Below are 18,236 nucleotides of genomic sequence, written 5' to 3'. Positions count from 1 at the left end.
AAGGGGGCGACCATGGCAGTTCCGGCAGGACCAACAGAGCAGCGCTATATCGGGAACGGAGTGACGACGCTGTTCACTGTTCCTTTCCTTGTGATCCAGGCGACTGATCTTGCTGTTTACGTGAATGGGGTGCGCCTGACTTCCGGGTACACCCAGTCCGGCGTCGGCAACCCCAATAGCTCGGTCATCTTCGGTGCGGCCCCAGCAGCGTTGTCCAGCATAATTTTCCAGCTCGACGTTCCATTTGAGCGGCTGAACGACTACCAAGAGAACGGCGACTTTCTCGCTGCGACAGTCAACCGTGACTTCGACAGGATCTGGTTGGCGCTCAAGCAACTGATGCGGTACGCGGGGCGAGCGCTAACGCTCGGACAGTTCGACACGGACGGCCAGGGTTGGTATCGCGCAAAGGGTAACGGGATCCGCGACCTGCGCGACCCTGTCGAGGACCAGGACGCAACCCCCAAGCTGTGGACGCAACAGTATGTCGGAAGCGTGCTTGGCCCCATTCAAGGCCCAATCAACAACTCCGCGAATGTCCTCTATATCACGCCTGGGGGCGTACCCAAGGTTGTGCAAGACGCATCCGACGCCACCGACCCGATGGAGGGCGGCGCCCTGGTCGCACGCGCGATTCGCTACATCAGCAGCAAGGCCGAGCTGAAATCGATCACCCCCCAGTACGATGGGGAGCGGGTGTATCTCGTCGATCCGCATACCGATTTGCTGTCCCTCGGCGCTGGGGGGCATGGTGTATTCAGGTGGCGCGCCGGCGTCATGGTTACCCAGGTTGCGGGTGATCCCTTGGGCGGCCTGTATATTGCCCGGGCATCCGATCCCACAGGCTCTACCGGCGCATGGGTGCGCGAGTGGGATGGCGAGCGCTGGGACCCGAAATGGTGGGGATTTGACTCTGCACCGCGCGGCGTGAACTCCACAAACCTCCCCGTCAGCGTGCAGAAGAACCGCGTTGGCGGCACCCAAGACTGCTGGGTCTTGCTCTTCGGAGATTCTCATGGCTGGGGGCAGGGCGCCCCCGACTCGCAGCTGTTCACGACCGCGACCTTGTACTCTGTGCACAGCGCGAACCTCTATAACAAGGGTTTCATGCACCGAATCGAGGCCGACATCAACCAGCGCCGCGGATTCTATCCGGCGACTTACGGGGCGTGGGTCTCGTCGCAGCCGGCCTATATCCGGCCTGGATTTTATGGGAGTGACGCGATCGAGCGCTCCAAGCGAGATCCTGCGCAGGTGTTTCCCATCATCCCCATCTGCGGAACCATCACTGGCTCCAACCAAGCCATCACTTCCGGGGCGTCCACGAACTTACGCTTCTACTCGCCCATCGCTCGCGGCGCCGTTGATTACCAGAGCCAGTTCCGCGAGAAATTGGAGGTTGGCTTGTTCGGGTTTCGGCGAATGATCCTCGGGACCGAGCAGGTCAATGACTTCAAGGATGCAGGGAAGACCGAGTTCTTCCAGATATCGGTAAACCCAAATAGAGCTCCGTCCGGCGCCGGCTTCACGACGTTGAGCAACCCCTCGGCTGGGGTTTATGCAGAGATCACAACTGCGACAAACCAGCTTGTTGTGCACACATCGCACTTCTTCACGAACATCCCTGTCTGGATGCAGGTCGGCGGTACCGCGTTCGTGCCCGGCTACGGAATCGTGAAGATCTTGAACCTGGTCAGCTCGGCAGGCGGCACAGATATCGCGCTTGTCTCCGAGGCCGGCGCCGTTCTGGGTAACACTGTTTTCACCCGGTGCCTGCGGGACGGTATGCGCTTCTATCATCCCGCTTACGCGCAGCGCGCAGTGTACCGAGTGCCGATGCAAGCCCCGGCCCGGGTGGCGTATGTCTCCGTGCTTCACAAAGCTGGCGGCGGACTGCTGGACCTGTTCTTCGTGGACAACCTGAACTCGGGAGGCGGCGCAGACCCTGTGTTCGGCAGCGGAGCGAAGAGCCTCACCTCGACGGGTTGGAGCTGGGCGGCAGCGCCGGGCAGTGCCGGCCTGATCTCTGGCCCAGGCCCCAACCTGCTTCCTGCGCCGAAAACTGGCATCACGACGAACAGCTTCCGCATCGACACATCTGAAATCACTGTCGGGGTCACGGAGGAAGTCGTTTACCGGATCGATTTCGGCGCGACGCAGTACGGGGATCTTTACATCGAGGCGTCTGGCGGTAGCGTGGAGTTCCGCGGGCTCACCCTCGATAACAACAAAGTTGTGAACGTCAGCATGGGTGGCCACACGGTAGGGGCGTGGCTTGGCTTGGAGCCGAGCTTCTCCGACCCCGCCCAGGACCACGTAACCCAGATTCTGAACCATGTCCCTGTGCAGCCGTCGCACATCATCACGCAGATCCCGTTCGTGAACGAGTTCCTGTATCAGACGCCGATCGCAACCTTCAAGGCGCGCCTGCAGGCGTTTGTTGATCGGTTCAAGAATCACCTGCCGAACAGCAACAACTTCAACGCGAAGGGCGTGGACTTCCTGTTCTTCACCACCCTTGCCAACCGCGAGATCCTGTTCGGCGTGGCGACAGAGCCTGGCGTGAAGTACAGCGACTACGTACAGGCCACAAAGGAGTTCTGCGCCGCTAACGGGCACGCTTTCGTGGACTGCGAGTCGGCCCTAGTTGGAAAAGTCAGGTCGGGGCAAGTAGATGTTGAGCGCCTGTACAGCGACTCGAATCATCCGAGCGATTATGCGAACGAACTGATCTACGAAGAAATCCGCAAGACTCTTCCGGCAATAATCTAGAAAGGGGTGGGTATGGACATTCAAGCCAGCAGCACAGATTGGGTAAACGTATACAGCGGTAGCGGTATCGCGGTAGGGACCGGACTGGAGATCCAGAACAAGAACTCAAATCTGCTGACAGTCCAGGAGGGCGCGACGAAGCCGCTGGACACCGACTTCTCGGGCCGGCTGCTGCGCTACTGCGACGTGGTCGAGGTGTGGGCCGGATCTCCAGGGGTATGGGTGCGCGGAGCGATGAACACCATCCAGATCAACGTACAGGCGGTGCCGTCATGATCTCCACTCCGAACAGGCTGGCGCGCCAGGCGCTGGTCAGGGCCGGACAGAGCCCGACCGTCGCGCAGATGAACACGGCCATGGCGGCCGCCGGCGTCACGGCCGTCAAGCTGCAGGCCACCCTGGGTGCTGGTGGCGCAGTGACGCTGACGTTCCCGGCGCCGTATGCTTCCCCGCCGCTGGTGGTTAACAGCAGCCGGTTCGTTGCGAACCGTGGGTACTTCGCCGTGCCAGGTACTGTGACGACCACAACGGTTGAGCTGACCGGCAAGCGCAACAAGGGCACGCTGCTGCTGAGCGATGGGCCGAATGAGGCGGCGGCAAGCGGGGATGTGGTTGAGGTTTTGGTGATCGGCAGGCTGGCGTAGAGCGTTCATTGCTTAATTTTTGCTACAGCAAAACTTCTATATCTCTCAAGGCCCTGATTTTACAGGGCCTTTTTTTATTTCTCGTTCCGATCCATCATCGGAGCAACGGAAAACCTCCTGGATACCGTACTCATTGGGGTTGCTGGGTTTTCCGCCTGAATCTGTTGCATTTTGGTGTCTCTCATTTGATGCCGCTTGCTACAGCTTTTGCTTATTCGCTGAATGGCTTTGCTGAGAGCTAGCAAGCGAAAGCAGCCGTATAGCAAATCGATGGGAACAATCACGCAGCGCGAGCGCAAGGATGGGTCTGCGGCGTTCACCGCCCAGATCCGGATCATGAAGAATGGCGAGGAAGTCTATCAGGAAAGCCAGACCTTCGACCGCAAGCCCGCAGCACTGGCCTGGTTGCGCAAGCACGAGGCCGAGCTCTACGAGCCAGGCGGCCTGGAAAGGGCGACCAGGGATGAGGCGGGCAGTTGGCAACTGGGCGGAGGACTGAATGGGTCATGCATTGGGTCTGCATTGTCGTTCACGTTCGATATCTCGTACATCTGAGTGAATCATCAGGGAGGTCATTTGCGTGCGCTTCTGGCCCTCCTGCTATAGACTGCTGGCCTTTTACAACCGAGTGAGGCGGGCAAGGAAGATGAGCACAAAGTCTTCGGGAAGAATAGATTTTCTCGACTATATGCGAATTTTCGCTTTTGCGAGTGTTCTTATAGGGCACTTGTTCAATGGTCATTTCGCCGTTGCAGCGAATGATCCAACTTTGCATATGGTTTTCCGACAGCTTGCGCAAGTGATTTATGATGTTTGCTATGCCGGCGCGGCTGGGGTGATAGTGTTTTTCCTTGTGTCTGGGTACATCATCACTCACGTTGTCCGGATTGAGCCTTCTGTTGACTTCATAATCAGGCGTGTCTTCAGAATATACCCGCTTTTTATTTTTGCTCTTGTCATGGAAATGATAATGGCAAAAGTGATTGTGGGGGTTCCATTCCCGCCGATGTCGGAAGTTATTCCGAGAATGTTGCTTCTTGGCGACTTTTTTGGAGTTCAATATGCCCTTGGCGGCGTTGAGTGGACCCTTAGGATCGAAATACTTTTTTATGCGTTCATGGTTCTCCTGAAGGCAACCGGGGTCCTGCGAATGACCCGAGTCATTCCCTGGCTGTTCGTCGGTATTACGGTACTGCTTGCCAAGTCCCCTCCATTCCCATCGTTCGCCGGATGGACGAATGGTTATTTCACCATGTTTTTCCCGTTCTTGCTCAGCGGCGTTTTGTTCTATCTGTATGAGCACAAGCTCGCGAGCAGGCTGGCCTGTGTAGTGTCTGTTGGCTTGATGCTTATCATATCGTTGTGGCAGATACCTGCTCTCAAGCCGATGCTGGCTGACAGTAGTTTCGAGATAGTTGCGGTCGGGCTGTTCTTCTTTTCATGGTATTTCAAGGATAAGATCGTCGGCAATAAAATCACCGAGGGTCTCTCTGAGATGACCTACGCCATTTATCTAACCCACTTGTGGACATGGTCGTATCTTGATCAGTTCGTGAACGCTTATGGTATTCCTTACGTCCATAACTATATCCAGAGGCTGGTTATTCTCTTTGCTGTCTGCTACATCATGACGAAGACCGTTGAAAAGTACGGCGTTAAAGTTGGCAGGGTCGTAGCGAAGAGGGTTGGCCTCGCCATTGGTCGCAGTAATCGAGCTGTCCCTCAAGTCTCATGATTTGAAGTTTTATGTTTAAGAAAGGCCCGCTGAAAGCGGGCTTTTTTCTTGCTGCGTGTGATTCGAGAACCACAGGATGCTTACTACGAGGCTTTGGCACTTTTGGATAAGCCTGCCGAGGCGACGCCTTTCGTGTTAAACCCGGACTCTCCCCGCAGCCCCGCGCAAAAGTACCGTCGAACTCCCAGGTCATAAATCGGCAGCAGCCTATACTCACCGCTCCCCAGCCCCTCACCCGGAGCCCTCATGGAGCAGAGAAAATCCGGTTCGTTCGCCATCCTCCGCCTTGTCCAGGCCCGCGCCCGGGGCAACCCGCGACGTACGGTGCTGCTGTGCTTCAGCGTGCTGTTCCTGATTACCCTGGTCCTGGCCTGCCGGCAGTACTGGCTGGTGCAGGAGCGCGAGCTGGATCATCGCCAGTACAGCCTGCATCTGCAGGCGATCGTGATGGAGACGGCGCTGGCCACCGAGCGGCGCGAGATGCACTTTCTGCGTGCCACGGCCGAACGGACATTGCTGGCTGCCCGCGAACTGTCCGGCGCATCCTCAGCACCGTTGTCGACCGGCGCGACAACGGGCATCGAGGTGGCAGCGGGAGACGCGCCGGTGCGCATCATCAGCGACGAGCAGGTGCGCGCGATCCCGGGGCTCAGCCGCAGCCCCGGACAATTGGCCGAGGATCTGCGCCTGGCACGGTGGATGAGCAGGGTGCTGGCGGTGCTGTTCCAGGGCAGCAATCAGCAGGACCACCTGTTCTATGTCTCCAGCTCCGGGGTGATGGTGGCCTATCCGCCGATCGACGATCAGCATGTCGAGCCAATCCTGCGCCAGTTCGCAGCCTCGCGTCTGTTCCATGACGAAAGCAGCGGCGAGTTCGAGGTGCGTTTCAAGGCGGTGCAAGGGCAGGTCTTCAGCAGCGATCCGCGCCTGTTGCTGGGGACGCCGCTGCGGATCGACGGGGTATTGCGCGGGGCGCTGGTGTTCGATGCGCCGCAGCAGCGGGTCCAGGAGTATCTGTATCGCACCACGCCAGTGGATGAGGCCCATGTCCTGCTGGACGGCGAGGGCGCATTGATCGCCTCCAGCGAACGCCACTTCAACGCAGAACAGGGCCTGGACGGGGTGTTCGGCGCCGCCGCCGATCCACGCAGCGACCTGCGTGGTGCGGGCCTGGTCGATTATGGCCAGGGCCCGGTGCTCTATCGCGAACTGGAAGGCTCGCGGGCGCTGCTGTTGGCCCATATTCCTGCGGCCAGCCTGCGCTGGGCGGTGATTTCCCAGTTCAGCACCTTGTTCGTCTGCCTGTGGGTATCCCTCGCGGCACTGATGGTCATTACCCTGCTGATCGTCGATCGCCTGTTCCGCGGCCAGCTCGCCCTCAACGAACGCATGCGCGATCTCGGCCTGGTCGACCCGCTGACCCGCCTGGCCAACCGTCGCCGCCTGCAGACCGACTTCGACGGCCTGGCCCGGCGCCTCAAGCGCGAGCAGCCGATGGCCCTCCTGATGCTGGATATCGACAAGTTCAAGGTAATCAACGACAACTGGGGCCATTCCACCGGCGACGAGGTGCTCAAGCACCTGGCGACCCTCTGTTCCGCGCTGGTGCGCCCGCAGGACCTGATGGCGCGCTATGGCGGCGAGGAGTTCTGCGTGCTGATGCCCGGTGTCGCCATCGAGCAGGCCAGTGCCATGGCCGAGACCTTGCGCGCGGCAGTGGCGCAGTCGGTGTGCCTGCCCAACCCGCAGACCATGCTCAGTACCGCGCCCTCGCCGGAAGTGCGCCTGACCATCTCCGTCGGGGTGGCCGAGGTGCTGCTGGACGACTGCCATTCGCTGGAGGAACTGGTCGCCCGGGCCGACCGGCGCTTGTATGCAGCCAAGCAGAACGGACGCAACCAGGTGGTGGCGGACGACGCCCTACGGGTGGTCTGAGAGGAAAGTCACCAACTGCCGGCCGTGGGAACCGAGGGTTTCCCACTGCCGGAAGCAAATGCGCAGTTCCAGGGTCGCCCAGCGCTCGCCAAGCGCGACCCAGCGCACCGGCAACTCCTGCTCCAGCCGCCGTGCCAGGGTTTCCGGGAGCATGGCGATCCCGGCACCCTGGGCCACCAGTTGCGCGATGGCCTCGAAGCCGGGGGCGCGGACGCGGATCTTCAGGGGCATGGACAGGCTCATGGCCTTTTCCTCGACGAAGCGCTGCATGGCCCGTTCCGGTGGCAGGCAGACGAACGGATACCCGAGTGCATCGTGCAAATAGAGTTGCGCGTGCTCTGCCAGCGCATGCTCCGCCGGCACCAGCAGGACCAGGCGCTCGGTGCGGAAGGGCAGCGACACCACGCCCTCGTTGACCAGGTTGCCGTCATACACCCCGATCTCGCATTCCCCCGCCCGCACCCTGCGCAGGATATCCGCGCTCGAGTGCTCGACCAGATGCAGGTCGATCTCCGGATAGTCGAACAGGAACGGCCCGAGCACCGTGGGCAGGATGGTGCTGTTGGTCACGGTGGACGCCGCCAGGTGCAGGGTGATGCGCTTCTGCCCGGCCAGCTCCTTGAGTGTGTCTTCCAGCTTGCGCGCTTCGCCGAGCACCGCGCGCGCCGACTCCAGGACCAGGCGCCCGGCCGGGGTGAGCTGCATGCCGTCGGCGCGACGACTGAACAGGGCAACGCCGCTACGCTCCTCGAACTGGCGCAGGCGGGTGCTGGCGGCCGACACCGCCACCGGAAAGCTCGCGGCGGCCTTGCTCAGGCTGCCGCTTTCGGCGATAGCAGCGATCAGGCGCAGGTCGGGCAGGTCGAAGTGCATCCTTGGTTTCTCCAATTCAGAACGCCCTGTTCGGAAAAAAGCGATTCTGGCGGATCGGCGTTCTGTTCAGAATAAGCCTGTCATATTTTGGTGCAGAGCTCTACGAAATGGCTTTCTCTCCCCGGATTCAGCGCTACATCGATAACGGCAGCCTGTTCGCAGTGCTGGCGGCCCTGGGTTTCAGCCTCAAGGCGATCTTCGTCAAGCTGGCCTACGCCGCCGGCACGGTGGACGCGATCACCTTGCTGGCCTTGCGCATGGCGCTGTCCCTGCCGCTGTTCCTCTGGCTGGTGTGGTCCAGCCGGCATCACGCCAATGCGCCGCTGACCTGGAGCAGCGCGGGCCGGGTGATGTTGCTGGGGCTGTTCGGTTACTACCTGGCGAGCCTGTTCGATTTCTACGGCCTGCAATACATCAGTGCCGGGCTGGAGCGGCTGATTCTCTTCACCTATCCGACCCTGGTGCTGATCTTCCAGGCCGTGGCCCTGCGCGAGAAGCCGACGTTGCGGGTGCTGGCGGCGATGGGGCTGTGCTACTTCGGGTTGGGCATCGCCTTCGTGCACGATGTCAGTGTGTCCGGGGTCGGCAACCAGGTGATCATCGGTTCGCTGTGGGTGTTCGCCAGCGCCGTGACCTACGCGCTGTATTACTCCGGCACCGGGATGATGCTCAAGAGCATGAGTTCGATGCGCCTGGCCGGGCTGGCGGGAACGGCGTCGTCGTTGATGGTGCTGGGGCACTATGCGTTGACCGGGGACTTCTCCCTGCTCGGCCATCTGCCGGCGGCGGTGTGGCTCAACGCCCTGGCGATGGCGGTGTTCTCCACGGTGCTGCCGATCTACTGGGTGTCCCTGGCGATCCAGCGCATGGGCGCGACGCAGACGGCGGCGGTGGGCAACCTTGGGCCGGTGCTGACGGTGTTCGCCTCGTGGGCGGTGTTGAGCGAGGAGATCTCGTTGTACCAGATCGTCGGGTTGGGGCTGGTGCTGTTCGGGGTGTCGCGGTTGAAGCCGGGGAAACCCAAGGTGGAGGCGGTGGTGGTTGGCAAGGCTGAGGCTCTCTAGTGTTTTCAAGGGCCTCATCGCTGGCAAGCCAGCTCCCACAATAGCGTGCACCGCCGAACCTGTGGGAGCTGGCTTGCCAGCGATGAGGCCATCAGCAACACCATCAAGCTGAAGATTTGACCCCCTCTCCCAAAACCACACAAATCCGGTTCCTGCCCTCCTGCTTGGCCCGGTACAACTGCTCATCCGCCACCTCGAACACCCTGGCTGCGTTCTCCGAATACAACGGCCAGGCCGCCACGCCCATGGACACGGTCATGTGCCCGATGGTCTCGAACGTCGTCTCCTCCACCACGCTGCGCAAGCGCTCCGCCACCCGTACCGCCGCCTCCGGCGTGGCCCCCGGCAACAGCATGAAGAACTCCTCGCCCCCGGAACGGCAGATCACATCGTTGTCCCGCGAGCAGCCGCGCATCAGTTCGGCCAGGGCCTGCAGGACTTCATCTCCCACCGCGTGCCCGAAGGTGTCGTTGACCTGCTTGAAATGATCGATATCGATCGCCACCACCGCGAACGGCCGCTTCTCCGCTTGCCACAGGGTCACCGCCAGGTCCAGGCCGCGGCGGTTGCGCAGGCCGGTCAGCGGGTCGGTCTGGATATCGTGGTTGAGCTTGCCGAGGCGCTCATGCAGCAGGCTGAGGCCAATCAGCAGCGCACGCTTGAGCTCGGAAGATTCGAAGTACCAGGAGCGCACGCGCTGGATCTGCCCGCTGGTGTCCGGCTCGCTGAGTTTGTGCGCGCCTGCGGCCAGTTGCTTGAGCGGCTGGGCGATGATCCGCGAGAACCACCAGATCAGGATGAAGCTGATGATCGCCAGCGGAAGGGTCTTGGCGAACATGCTCAGGAGCAGGTCATTGAGCCCGTCGAGGGTCGCTTCGGTGGAGCGCTGGGCGACGATGCCCCAGTGCGCCGAGTGCACCGTGGCGAAACCGGCGAGCATGTCCACGCCCTGGCTATTGACCACCCGTTGGGTTCCGCTGTCGCGGTCTGCAAGGCTGTCGATCAGGCTGTTGGCCCCGACGATGCTGCCGACCCGCTCGGCGTCCGGGTGATAGAGCAGCCGCCGGTTGGCATCGATCACGTAGAGGTAGGAACCATTCTTGTAATAGTGCTCGCCGAGCAGTTCGTTGAGGATGCTCTTGTGCTTGAGGTAGATGCTCCCGCCCACCAGCCCGAGGTAGTTGCCGCCACGGTCGAAGACCGGGTGGGAGATGAAGATGATCAGGTTGTTGGTCGAGGAAATATAGGGGCTGGAGATCATCGGCTTGCGTTCGCGCAGGGCCGCCAGCGCGCCCTCGGTCTGCAGCTTGCGTCCGACGATTTGCAGGGTGTCCGGCGAGGTGGACAGCACCAGGCCTTCGGCATTGGTGACGATGATCGAGTTGAAGGTGTTGGTCTGCAGGCGCAGGCGCGCGGCCTCGGCGTCGAGGAAGGCGTTGTCGTCGAAATTGCGGGTCAGCAGATTGGCCGCGTAAGCCAGTTGCTGCTGCGACGCCTGCAGGTAGGTTTCGGTACTGGACGCCAGTTTCGAGGCGTAGGCGTGGTTGGCTTCCAGGGCATTGTCGATGAGCAACTGGTATTGCACGCGGTAGCTGGCATGGAAGCTGTTGAGCAGGGTGACCAGGGCCGTGATCAGCGTCAGCAGGAGAATCAGGCTGCGCAGGTCCCAGCGAAAGAACGTCTTGAACGGCACCGAAGCCCCCTTGCTTCTGATCCGGTAGAGTGCCGACAAGGGTAAGCCAATGGCCACAAGGAAGGTAGGCCAATGCGCGCGATCAGGTCTGGTGATGGACCGGCCACCGGCAGCAGTAATATCATGGAGCTATCAAATCCTCTGCCATGAAGGCGATGGACCCGTGCTCCCGGATCATCGCCCGGCACCGGCTTTTTCAAGGACCCACCGGCCGCAGGGCCGGCATCTTTTGAGTAGAACATGACGTCTCAGGACAACCGTTCCATCGAATTGTCGCTGGCTCAACTGGCCGCCCTCGACCGGGTGATGGCAATCGCCGAGTTCAGCCCGGACGGCACCCTGCTGCGGGCCAATGAAAACTTCCTGACCCTGATGGGTTACAGCCTGGAGCAGGTGCGTGGCCGGCATCACCGCACCTTCTGCTCGGCCAAGCAGGTGCAGAGCCCGGACTACGCCGACTTCTGGCCGCGCCTGCGCAACGGCGGTGGCAGCTCCGGCATCGTCGAGCGCATTCGCAGCGACGGCCGCAGTTGCTGGCTGGAGGCGACCTACACCCCGGTGTTCGACGAGCAGGGCGAGCTGGCCCAGATCCTCAAGATCGCCACCGACATCACCCCGCGCCTGGCCCAGGAACGCACGCAGCAGGAGCGCCTGCGCATGCTCTCGCTGGTGGCCGATGCCAGCGACACGGCGGTGATGATCAGCGACAGCCAGCGCCGTATCGCCTACACCAACGCTGGCTTCGGGCGCATGTTCGGCTGGCGTGCCGACGAGATCAAGGGCCGCAGCCCGATGGCCCTGCTGGTCCCGGAAAGGGACGAGCAGAGCATCGCCGAGTACTACGCCGAGATGTACGCCGCCGGCTCCATGCAGCGCGAAGAGATCGTCGTCGGCAAGCAGGGCCAGCGGTATTGGGCCAAGGTGGTGAGCAACCCGGTGTTCGACGCCGGCGGCAACCTGCAGCACACCGTGACCCTGTTCACCGACATCACCCAGGCCAAGATGCACGAGGCCCTGCAACACCGGGTGCTGGAGTCCATGGCCCGGGAGCAGCCGCTGACCGAGGTGCTGGAACTGATCTGCCAGGAGGTGGAGCGCATCGCCCCGGAACTGGCGGCCTCGATCCTGCGGGTCGACGAGGAAGGGCAGTTGCACTCCCTGGCCGCGCCCAGCCTGCCGGCGGAGTACAGCCGCCAGCTCAACGGCGTGCGCATCGGCCCGACGGTCGGCTCCTGCGGGACGTCGGCCTGGCGCAATGAGTCGGTGCTGGTCGATGACATTCTCAGCGATCCGCTGTGGGCCGATTACCAGGGGCTGGCCAGCCAGCTGGGCTTTCGCAGTTGCTGGTCGACGCCGATCCGCAACAGCCAGGGCGCGGCCATCGGCACCTTTGCCTTCTATTTCCGCCAGCCGCGCAATGTCGCCTCGGCGCTGTTCCACCAGCGTCTGGTGGATGCCTGCGCGCACCTCTGCGCCCTGGCCCTGGAACGGGAAAACTCGCGCCAGCGGATCCGCCAGCTGGCCTACTACGACGCCCTGACTGGCCTGCCCAACCGCAGCCTGCTGCAGGCCAAGGCCGACCAGGCGATCGCCAGCGCCGACCGCAACAACGAGCAGGTCGCGGTGCTGTTCATCGACCTCGACCGCTTCAAGCAGGTCAACGATTCCCTCGGGCATCCGGCCGGTGACGAGCTGCTGCGCCAGGTCGCCGCGCGCATGCGCAGTGAACTGCGTGCCTCGGATATCGCCGGGCGCCTGTCCGGCGACGAGTTCGTGGTGATCCTGCCGCAGTGCGATGCTGACCATGCGGCTGATGCGGTGGAGCGTATCCAGGTGCTGCTCAGCGAACCCCTGACCATCGCCGACACCCACCTGGCGATTTCCGCCAGTGTCGGCGTGGCCATGTACCCGTCCGACGGCTGCGATGTGGACACGCTGTTGCACCGTGCCGACATGGCCATGTACCAGGCCAAAAGCAGCGGTCGCGGCTGCTTCAGCTTCTTCAGCAGCGAGTTGAACAAGCTCGCCCAGGAGCGCCTGGCCCTGGAAAACGCCCTGCGCGAAGCCTTGCAGAAAGGCCAGTTGCGCCTGCATTACCAGCCGCAGGTGGAGATGGCCACCGGACGCCTGTACGGGGTCGAAGCCCTGGCGCGCTGGACGCATCCGCAGTTGGGCGAGATCTCCCCGGCGCGCTTCATTCCGTTGGCGGAGGAGTGCGGCCTGGTCGCCGAACTGGGGCGCTGGGCATTGCGTGAGGCCTGCCGGCAGTTGTCCGAATGGCGGGCCAGTGGCCTGGCGGTGCCGGCGGTGGCGGTGAACCTCTCGCCGACCAGTTTCCATAACCTCGACCTGCCGCGGATGATCGCCGACACCCTGCGCACCCATGACCTGGCGCCGGCGGACCTGACACTGGAGCTGACCGAGAACATCCTGCTGGACACCAACCCGAGCACCATGAAGACCATCGACGAAGTGCATGCCCAGGGCGTGCGCCTGTCGATGGACGATTTCGGCACCGGCTATTCCAGCCTGAGTTACCTGCGGCGCTTGCCGGTGTCGGAGTTGAAGCTGGACCGCAGCTTCGTTGCCGACATCGAGACCGACGAAGCGGCGCGGGCCTTGAGCAATGCGATCCTGGGGATTGGCCGCAGCCTGCACCTGACGGTGGTGGCGGAGGGCATCGAGACCGAATCGCAGAGCGTCTGGCTGGAAGAGCAGGGGTACCCGGTGGCCCAGGGCTATCTGTTCTCGCCGCCGCTGGCGCCGGATGCCCTGGCCCGCTGGCTGGAGGAGCGGGTGGTGGTGTTGGGGGAGGCTGAGGTTTTGGGGTGACCTTGAGGGCCCTATCGCTGGCAAGCCAGCTCCCACAGGTTCAGCGGTGCACGCGATACCTGTGGGAGCTGGCTTGCCAGCGATGAGGCCCTGAGGATCACCAGAGCGCCAGGGTGTAACTCACGATCAAGCGGTTCTCATCCAGATCATTGCCGAAGTGGCTGGAACGCGCCGTCGCATTCCTCCACTTCACCCCCAGGTTCTTCAGCGGCCCGCTCTGGACCACATAGCCGATATCCATATCCCGTTCCCACTCCTTGCCCTCCGGGCGTCCGGCCCCCAGATCGATTTCGTCGCCGCTCAGATAGCGGGTCATGAAGGTCAGCCCCGGGATCCCCACGCTGGCGAAGTTGAAGTCATAGCGCGCCTGCCAGGAGCGTTCGTCCTTGTTGGCGAAGTCGCCGATCTGCACGAAGTTCACCAGGTACGCATCGGCGCCATTGATGTAGGCGAAGCCGGTATCGCCGCTCATGCGCTGGTAACCCAGGCCGAAGGCATGCCCGCCGACGCCGTAGGTGAACATCGCCCCCAGTGCCTTGTTGTCGACATTGCTGCCGCCGTCATCCAGCGAGCGGGCGAAGCGCAGGTCGCTTTTCAGCGTCTGCCCGCCGCCCAGCGCCCAGGTGTGGCCGAGACCGAGCAGGTGCTGGCGGTACAGGTGCTCGAGTTCGCCGTAGCTGTAGCTGCTGCTCAGGCTGTCGGTCCACTTGTAGTTGAGATGGCCGAAGTTGAAACGGTCGCTGGCGTTGCTGCGGGTGACGATGCCTTTCGCCGCCCCGGTGGTGAGGCTGATGTCCTCGTAGTCCTGGGAGTCGCGCTGGTTGACCTGGCGCAACTGGCCGAGGTCGAGGCTCAGGTTGTTGATTTCCTGCACCGTGACCTGCCCGCCTTGGAAGACCTGGGGCAGCAGGCGTGAATCGTTGGGCATCAATACCGGCAACTTGGGCATCAGCGTACCGAGCTTGAGCACGCTGTGGGAGGCGCGGACCTTGGCCGTCAGGCCGAGGTCGCCGTAGCTGTCCCGGGCCCGCTTGGGCGCTTCGCGGTCACGCTGCAGCAGGCCGCTGCCGGCGCGGTCCGGGCTGGAGTCGAGCTTGAGCCCGAGCAGGCCGATGGCATCCACGCCGAAACCCAGGGTGCCTTCGGTGAAGCCGGATTCGTAGCGCAGCAGGAAGCCCTGGGCCCATTCATCGATCTTCGACTGGGCCGCGCCGTCCTGGCGGAAGTCGCGGTTGAAGTAGAAGTTGCGCAGTTCCAGGCTGGCCTTGCTGTCGTCGAGGAAGGCGGCCTGGACCTGGCCGCAGAGGAGGGCGAGGGCCAGCGGGGTAAGGGTGCGGTACATGGGTGGGATCTCTTGTTGTTGTTTTGGGATCAGTGACTGGAAGCGGCAGCGGCGCCAAGGCCGGTCTGGGCGCGGACGAACTGGTCGTCGAAGGCCTCGCGTTCACGGGCGGCGCGGGCGCTGTGGTCGAGCAGCGAGACCACCACCGTGACCAGGAACGCCAGGGGCATGGAGAACAGCGCCGGATGGTCGTAGGGGTAGATGGCCTGGGCGTTGCCCAGCACCGCGACCCACACCGCCGGCGACAGGATTACCAGCACCAGGGCGCTGACCAGCCCGGCGAAACCGCCGGCCAGGGCGCCGCGGGTGGTCAGGCCTTTCCAGTACATGGCCATGATCAGCACGGGGAAGTTGGTCGAGGCGGCGATGCCGAAGGTCAGGCCGACGAGGAAGGCGATGTTCTGGTTTTCGAACAGCAAGCCCAGGCAGATCGCGACCAGGCCCAGGCCCACGGTGGCGAAGCGGGTCACGCGCATTTCCTGTTGTTCGCTGGCCGTGCCTTTCTTCAGCACCGTGGCGTACAGGTCATGGGAAATCGCCGAGGCCCCGGCCAGGGCCAGTCCGGACACCACTGCCAGGATGGTGGCGAAGGCCACCGCCGAGAGGAAACCGAGGAACAGGTTGCCGCCCACCGCCTTGGCCAGGTGCATGGCGACCATGTTGCCGCCGCCGATCAGCCCCGCTTTCAGGTCACCGCCGACGAAGAACTGCGGATCGGTGCCGACGATCACGATGGCGGCATAGCCGAGGATCATGACCACCAGGAAGAAGAAGCCGATGAAACCGGTGGCGTAGAACACCGATTTGCGGGCTTCCTTGGCGTTGGGCACGGTGAAGAAGCGCATCAGGATATGCGGCAGGCCGGCGATGCCGAATACCAGGCCGAGGGACAGCGACGCCGCGTTGATCGGGTCGGCCAGCATCGCGCCGGGGCCCATGATGTTCCAGCCCGTGGCATGGGCCTCGACGGCGCGGGCGGCGAGGGTTTCGAAGCTGAAACCGAACTCGGCCATGGCCAACAGGGCCAGGGTGCTGCCGCCGACGAGCAGCAGTACCGCCTTGATGATCTGCACCCAGGTGGTGGCGATCATCCCGCCGAAGATCACATAGACCAGCATCAGTGCGCCGACCACCATCACCGCGGTGCGGTAGTCGAGGCCGAACAGCAGCTTGATCAGTTGCCCGGCACCGACCATCTGCACCACCAGGTAGCAGCACACCACGGTCAGCGAGCCGAAGGCGGCGAAGGTGCGGATGCGGGTCTGGTCGAGGCGGTAGGAGACGATATCGGCGAAGGTGAAGCGCCCCAGGTTGCGCAGGCGCTCGGCCATCAGGAAGGTGATGATCGGCCAGCCGACGAAGAACGCCACGGTGTAGATGAAGCCGTCGTAGCCCTTGGCGAAGACCAGGCTGGACAAGCCCAGCAGGGTGGCAGCGGACATGTAGTCGCCGGCGATCGCCAGGCCGTTCTGGAAACCGCTGATACCGCCGCCGGCGGTGTAGAAGTCCGAGGTCGACTGGGTCTGACGGGCGGCCCACCAGGTGATTGCCAGGGTGCCGAGGACGAAGACGAAGAACATGCCGATGGCATGCAGGTTGACCGGCTGTTTTTCCGCGACGATCGGCGCGGCGAGGGCGAGTGTCGGGGCCAGCAGCAGGGCGCCGAGGCAGAGCAGGTGACGGCTCATTTCAGTTCCTCCAGCAGTTCGCTGCTCATGGCGTCGAAGCGGGTATTGGCGCTGCGTACGTACCAGCCGGTGAGCAGCCAGGACAGCACGATCAGCGCCGCTGCCACGGGAATGCCCAGGGTCAGTTGGCGCCCCTCGGCCAGTGGTGCATGCAGCCAGTGCGGCTGGAAGGCCACCACCGCCATGAACAGGTAATAGGCGCCCAGCACGGCGGCGCTGAGGGACCAGGACAGGCGCGAGCGATTGCGTACCAGTTGCTGGAATTTCGGATTGGCGCGGATCCGCGCACAACGTTGGGCATGGGACAGGTCGGTGCTGCTCATGGGGTGGGGCTCCTTGGTTTTTCTTATGGTTTTTTGTCCGGCACTTTTTTCAGGGTGCAGGTGGTCGTGGCGGCGGGCCTGGGCCCGTCACCGGATGCGGAGGTGAAATGCGGCTGGCGCGTTTACGCGCCGGGGATCGGTGTTCGGAAGACGAAGAGGTGACGGCAGAGAACAGGACTGAATATCGACATGTGTGGCACCCGGCGGCTGATTGTTAGCTCTTGATGTTTGCCGCTTCCCTGTCGAAGAGAGGCGGCGCAGATGGCTCGGGGGGAGTTATATAACAGTCCTGAGTTTATATGGAAGTAATACCTGTAATATATAGTATTTATACTATATTAAGCTTGGTTTTTATTGAGGTTTCTGGCTGAAGCGAGGCTGCTTAATGGATTAGTTACCAGATGGTCAGCGAATCTCTTCAAGACTCTCCATCAATTCCCCGGCCTCAGCCCTCAACGCCCCGCAAAACGCTTCGACGAACCCCGAAGACGGCCGAAACTCCGGCTGCACCAGCATCACCCGATACGGAATCGACACCTCCAGCCGCCGCACCTGCAACCCTCGCCCGGCCTCGCGCAGCGCGCTCAGTGGATTGATGATTGCTACCCCCAGCCCTTCACGCACCATGGCGCACACCGACGCCGCGTTGGTGGTCTCGATCACCGTATGCCGCTCGACACCGGCCTGGCGGAACTGCTCGTCGAGTTGCTGGCGATAGATATCCCGCCCGGCCAGGTTGATAAAGGCCACGCCCTGGAAGTCCGCCACCGCCAGGCGCTCGCGTTGTAGCAACGCATGTCCGTCGGGCAGCACGCAGAGCATGTCGGCGCTGAACAGCAACTCGCCCCGCGTGCCCCGTGGCACCTGTTCACCCTCGGTCAGCCCCAGGTCATGCCGCTGGGCACTGAGGGATTCCTCCAGCAACGGCGATTCCTGGGCACTGATGCACAGCCCGACCCCGGCATGCTGGCGCTGGAACTGCTTGCACACCCGAGGCAGCAGGGTCTGGGAAAACAGCGGCAGGCAGGTCAGGTCCAACTGGCCGTGCTCGAAACGGCGGATCGACTCCACCAGGCTGTTGATCCGTTCCAGTCCTACATAGGAGCGCTCCACTTCCTCCAGCAGCATCAGTGCCTGGGCGGTGGGCAGCAGGCGTCCGCCCTGGCGATCGAACAACGTCAAGCCGCTGAGGCTTTCCAGGCGCGCCAGCTCCCGGCTCACGGTCGGCTGCGAGGTAAACAGCAAACGTGCTGCACCGGTGACGCTGCCGGCCAGCATGATGGCGCGGAAGACTTCGATATGGCGGACGGACAGGGACATGGCGGCAGGCCTGTT

The 18,236-nt window shown here is 62.7% G+C and carries 13 protein-coding genes and 1 pseudogene; 8 read left to right on the top strand and 6 right to left on the bottom strand.

What is annotated here, in order from left to right:
* Positions 1-12: 12 nt before the first annotated feature.
* The 6 genes and pseudogenes from AC2CQI_RS11105 to AC2CQI_RS11080 all read left to right on the top strand — a co-directional run bounded on the left by AC2CQI_RS11105 (position 13) and on the right by AC2CQI_RS11080 (position 7,086).
* A complete protein-coding gene (locus AC2CQI_RS11105) occupies positions 13-2,772 on the top strand; it encodes a hypothetical protein (RefSeq protein WP_484580171.1) in 2,760 nt (919 codons plus the stop codon).
* 12 nt (positions 2,773-2,784) lie between these two features.
* On the top strand, positions 2,785-3,048 hold the full coding sequence (locus AC2CQI_RS11100) for a hypothetical protein (protein WP_484580170.1): 264 nt from the start codon (positions 2,785-2,787) through the stop codon (positions 3,046-3,048).
* Complete coding sequence (locus AC2CQI_RS11095; protein WP_484580169.1) at positions 3,045-3,416, top strand: hypothetical protein; 372 nt, start codon at positions 3,045-3,047, stop codon at positions 3,414-3,416. The genes AC2CQI_RS11100 and AC2CQI_RS11095 overlap by 4 nt, the downstream gene beginning before the upstream one ends.
* A 270-nt stretch (positions 3,417-3,686) precedes the next feature.
* Positions 3,687-3,878: pseudogene (locus tag AC2CQI_RS11090) on the top strand (site-specific integrase); the annotation flags it as partial.
* Between the two features lie 118 nt (positions 3,879-3,996).
* Positions 3,997-5,151 carry an acyltransferase family protein gene (locus AC2CQI_RS11085; RefSeq protein WP_484580168.1) on the top strand — a complete coding sequence of 385 codons (1,155 nt, stop codon included), beginning with the start codon at positions 3,997-3,999 and terminating at the stop codon, positions 5,149-5,151.
* 246 nt (positions 5,152-5,397) lie between these two features.
* Entirely contained in the window at positions 5,398-7,086 is a 1,689-nt protein-coding gene (locus AC2CQI_RS11080) for a diguanylate cyclase (RefSeq protein ID WP_484580167.1), read from the top strand.
* On the opposite strand, the gene AC2CQI_RS11075 is transcribed toward AC2CQI_RS11080, so the two are convergent.
* A complete protein-coding gene (locus AC2CQI_RS11075; RefSeq protein WP_075806749.1) occupies positions 7,072-7,959 on the bottom strand; it encodes a LysR substrate-binding domain-containing protein in 888 nt (295 codons plus the stop codon). The two genes, AC2CQI_RS11080 and AC2CQI_RS11075, sit on opposite strands and share 15 nt — an antisense overlap.
* A gap of 107 nt (positions 7,960-8,066) precedes the next feature.
* On the opposite strand from AC2CQI_RS11075, the gene AC2CQI_RS11070 reads away from it, so the two are divergent.
* The gene (locus AC2CQI_RS11070; protein ID WP_484580166.1) at positions 8,067-9,023 is read left to right on the top strand and encodes a DMT family transporter; all 957 of its coding nucleotides are present in this window, start codon (positions 8,067-8,069) and stop codon (positions 9,021-9,023) included.
* 103 nt (positions 9,024-9,126) lie between these two features.
* On the opposite strand, the gene AC2CQI_RS11065 is transcribed toward AC2CQI_RS11070, so the two are convergent.
* Entirely contained in the window at positions 9,127-10,716 is a 1,590-nt protein-coding gene (locus AC2CQI_RS11065; protein WP_484580165.1) for a sensor domain-containing diguanylate cyclase, read from the bottom strand.
* Positions 10,717-10,956: 240 nt separating this feature from the next.
* On the opposite strand from AC2CQI_RS11065, the gene AC2CQI_RS11060 reads away from it, so the two are divergent.
* Positions 10,957-13,548: a sensor domain-containing protein gene (locus tag AC2CQI_RS11060; RefSeq protein ID WP_484580164.1), complete on the top strand. Its 2,592-nt coding sequence runs from the start codon at positions 10,957-10,959 to the stop codon at positions 13,546-13,548.
* 97 nt (positions 13,549-13,645) lie between these two features.
* On the opposite strand, the gene AC2CQI_RS11055 is transcribed toward AC2CQI_RS11060, so the two are convergent.
* The 4 genes from AC2CQI_RS11055 to AC2CQI_RS11040 form a co-directional block, all read right to left on the bottom strand.
* On the bottom strand, positions 13,646-14,890 hold the full coding sequence (locus tag AC2CQI_RS11055; RefSeq protein WP_484580163.1) for an OprD family porin: 1,245 nt from the start codon (positions 14,888-14,890) through the stop codon (positions 13,646-13,648).
* 29 nt (positions 14,891-14,919) lie between these two features.
* A complete protein-coding gene (locus tag AC2CQI_RS11050; RefSeq protein WP_075806754.1) occupies positions 14,920-16,578 on the bottom strand; it encodes a cation acetate symporter in 1,659 nt (552 codons plus the stop codon).
* A complete protein-coding gene (locus AC2CQI_RS11045) occupies positions 16,575-16,901 on the bottom strand; it encodes a DUF485 domain-containing protein (RefSeq protein WP_075806755.1) in 327 nt (108 codons plus the stop codon). The genes AC2CQI_RS11050 and AC2CQI_RS11045 overlap by 4 nt, the downstream gene beginning before the upstream one ends.
* Before the next feature lie 405 nt (positions 16,902-17,306).
* Positions 17,307-18,221, bottom strand: coding sequence for a LysR family transcriptional regulator (locus tag AC2CQI_RS11040; protein WP_064303161.1), 915 nt, complete (start codon positions 18,219-18,221; stop codon positions 17,307-17,309).
* Positions 18,222-18,236: the final 15 nt, after the last annotated feature.

Source organism: Pseudomonas sp. P2S-1, assembly GCF_057197725.1.
The sequence above is the reverse complement of the archived record's forward strand: the minus strand, read 5'-3'. Positions and strand labels throughout refer to the sequence as shown.

Excerpts from the sequence above, each read along its gene's own strand:
- AC2CQI_RS11105 (WP_484580171.1), top strand. The coding sequence starts at position 13 with ATGGCAGTTCCGGCAGGACCAACAGAGCAGCGCTATATCGGGAACGGA.
- AC2CQI_RS11100 (WP_484580170.1), top strand. The coding sequence starts at position 2,785 with ATGGACATTCAAGCCAGCAGCACAGATTGGGTAAACGTATACAGCGGT.
- AC2CQI_RS11095 (WP_484580169.1), top strand. The coding sequence starts at position 3,045 with ATGATCTCCACTCCGAACAGGCTGGCGCGCCAGGCGCTGGTCAGGGCC.
- AC2CQI_RS11080 (WP_484580167.1), top strand. The coding sequence starts at position 5,398 with ATGGAGCAGAGAAAATCCGGTTCGTTCGCCATCCTCCGCCTTGTCCAG.
- AC2CQI_RS11075 (WP_075806749.1), bottom strand. The coding sequence starts at position 7,959 with ATGCACTTCGACCTGCCCGACCTGCGCCTGATCGCTGCTATCGCCGAA.
- AC2CQI_RS11070 (WP_484580166.1), top strand. The coding sequence starts at position 8,067 with ATGGCTTTCTCTCCCCGGATTCAGCGCTACATCGATAACGGCAGCCTG.
- AC2CQI_RS11060 (WP_484580164.1), top strand. The coding sequence starts at position 10,957 with ATGACGTCTCAGGACAACCGTTCCATCGAATTGTCGCTGGCTCAACTG.
- AC2CQI_RS11055 (WP_484580163.1), bottom strand. The coding sequence starts at position 14,890 with ATGTACCGCACCCTTACCCCGCTGGCCCTCGCCCTCCTCTGCGGCCAG.
- AC2CQI_RS11050 (WP_075806754.1), bottom strand. The coding sequence starts at position 16,578 with ATGAGCCGTCACCTGCTCTGCCTCGGCGCCCTGCTGCTGGCCCCGACA.
- AC2CQI_RS11045 (WP_075806755.1), bottom strand. The coding sequence starts at position 16,901 with ATGAGCAGCACCGACCTGTCCCATGCCCAACGTTGTGCGCGGATCCGC.
- AC2CQI_RS11040 (WP_064303161.1), bottom strand. The coding sequence starts at position 18,221 with ATGTCCCTGTCCGTCCGCCATATCGAAGTCTTCCGCGCCATCATGCTG.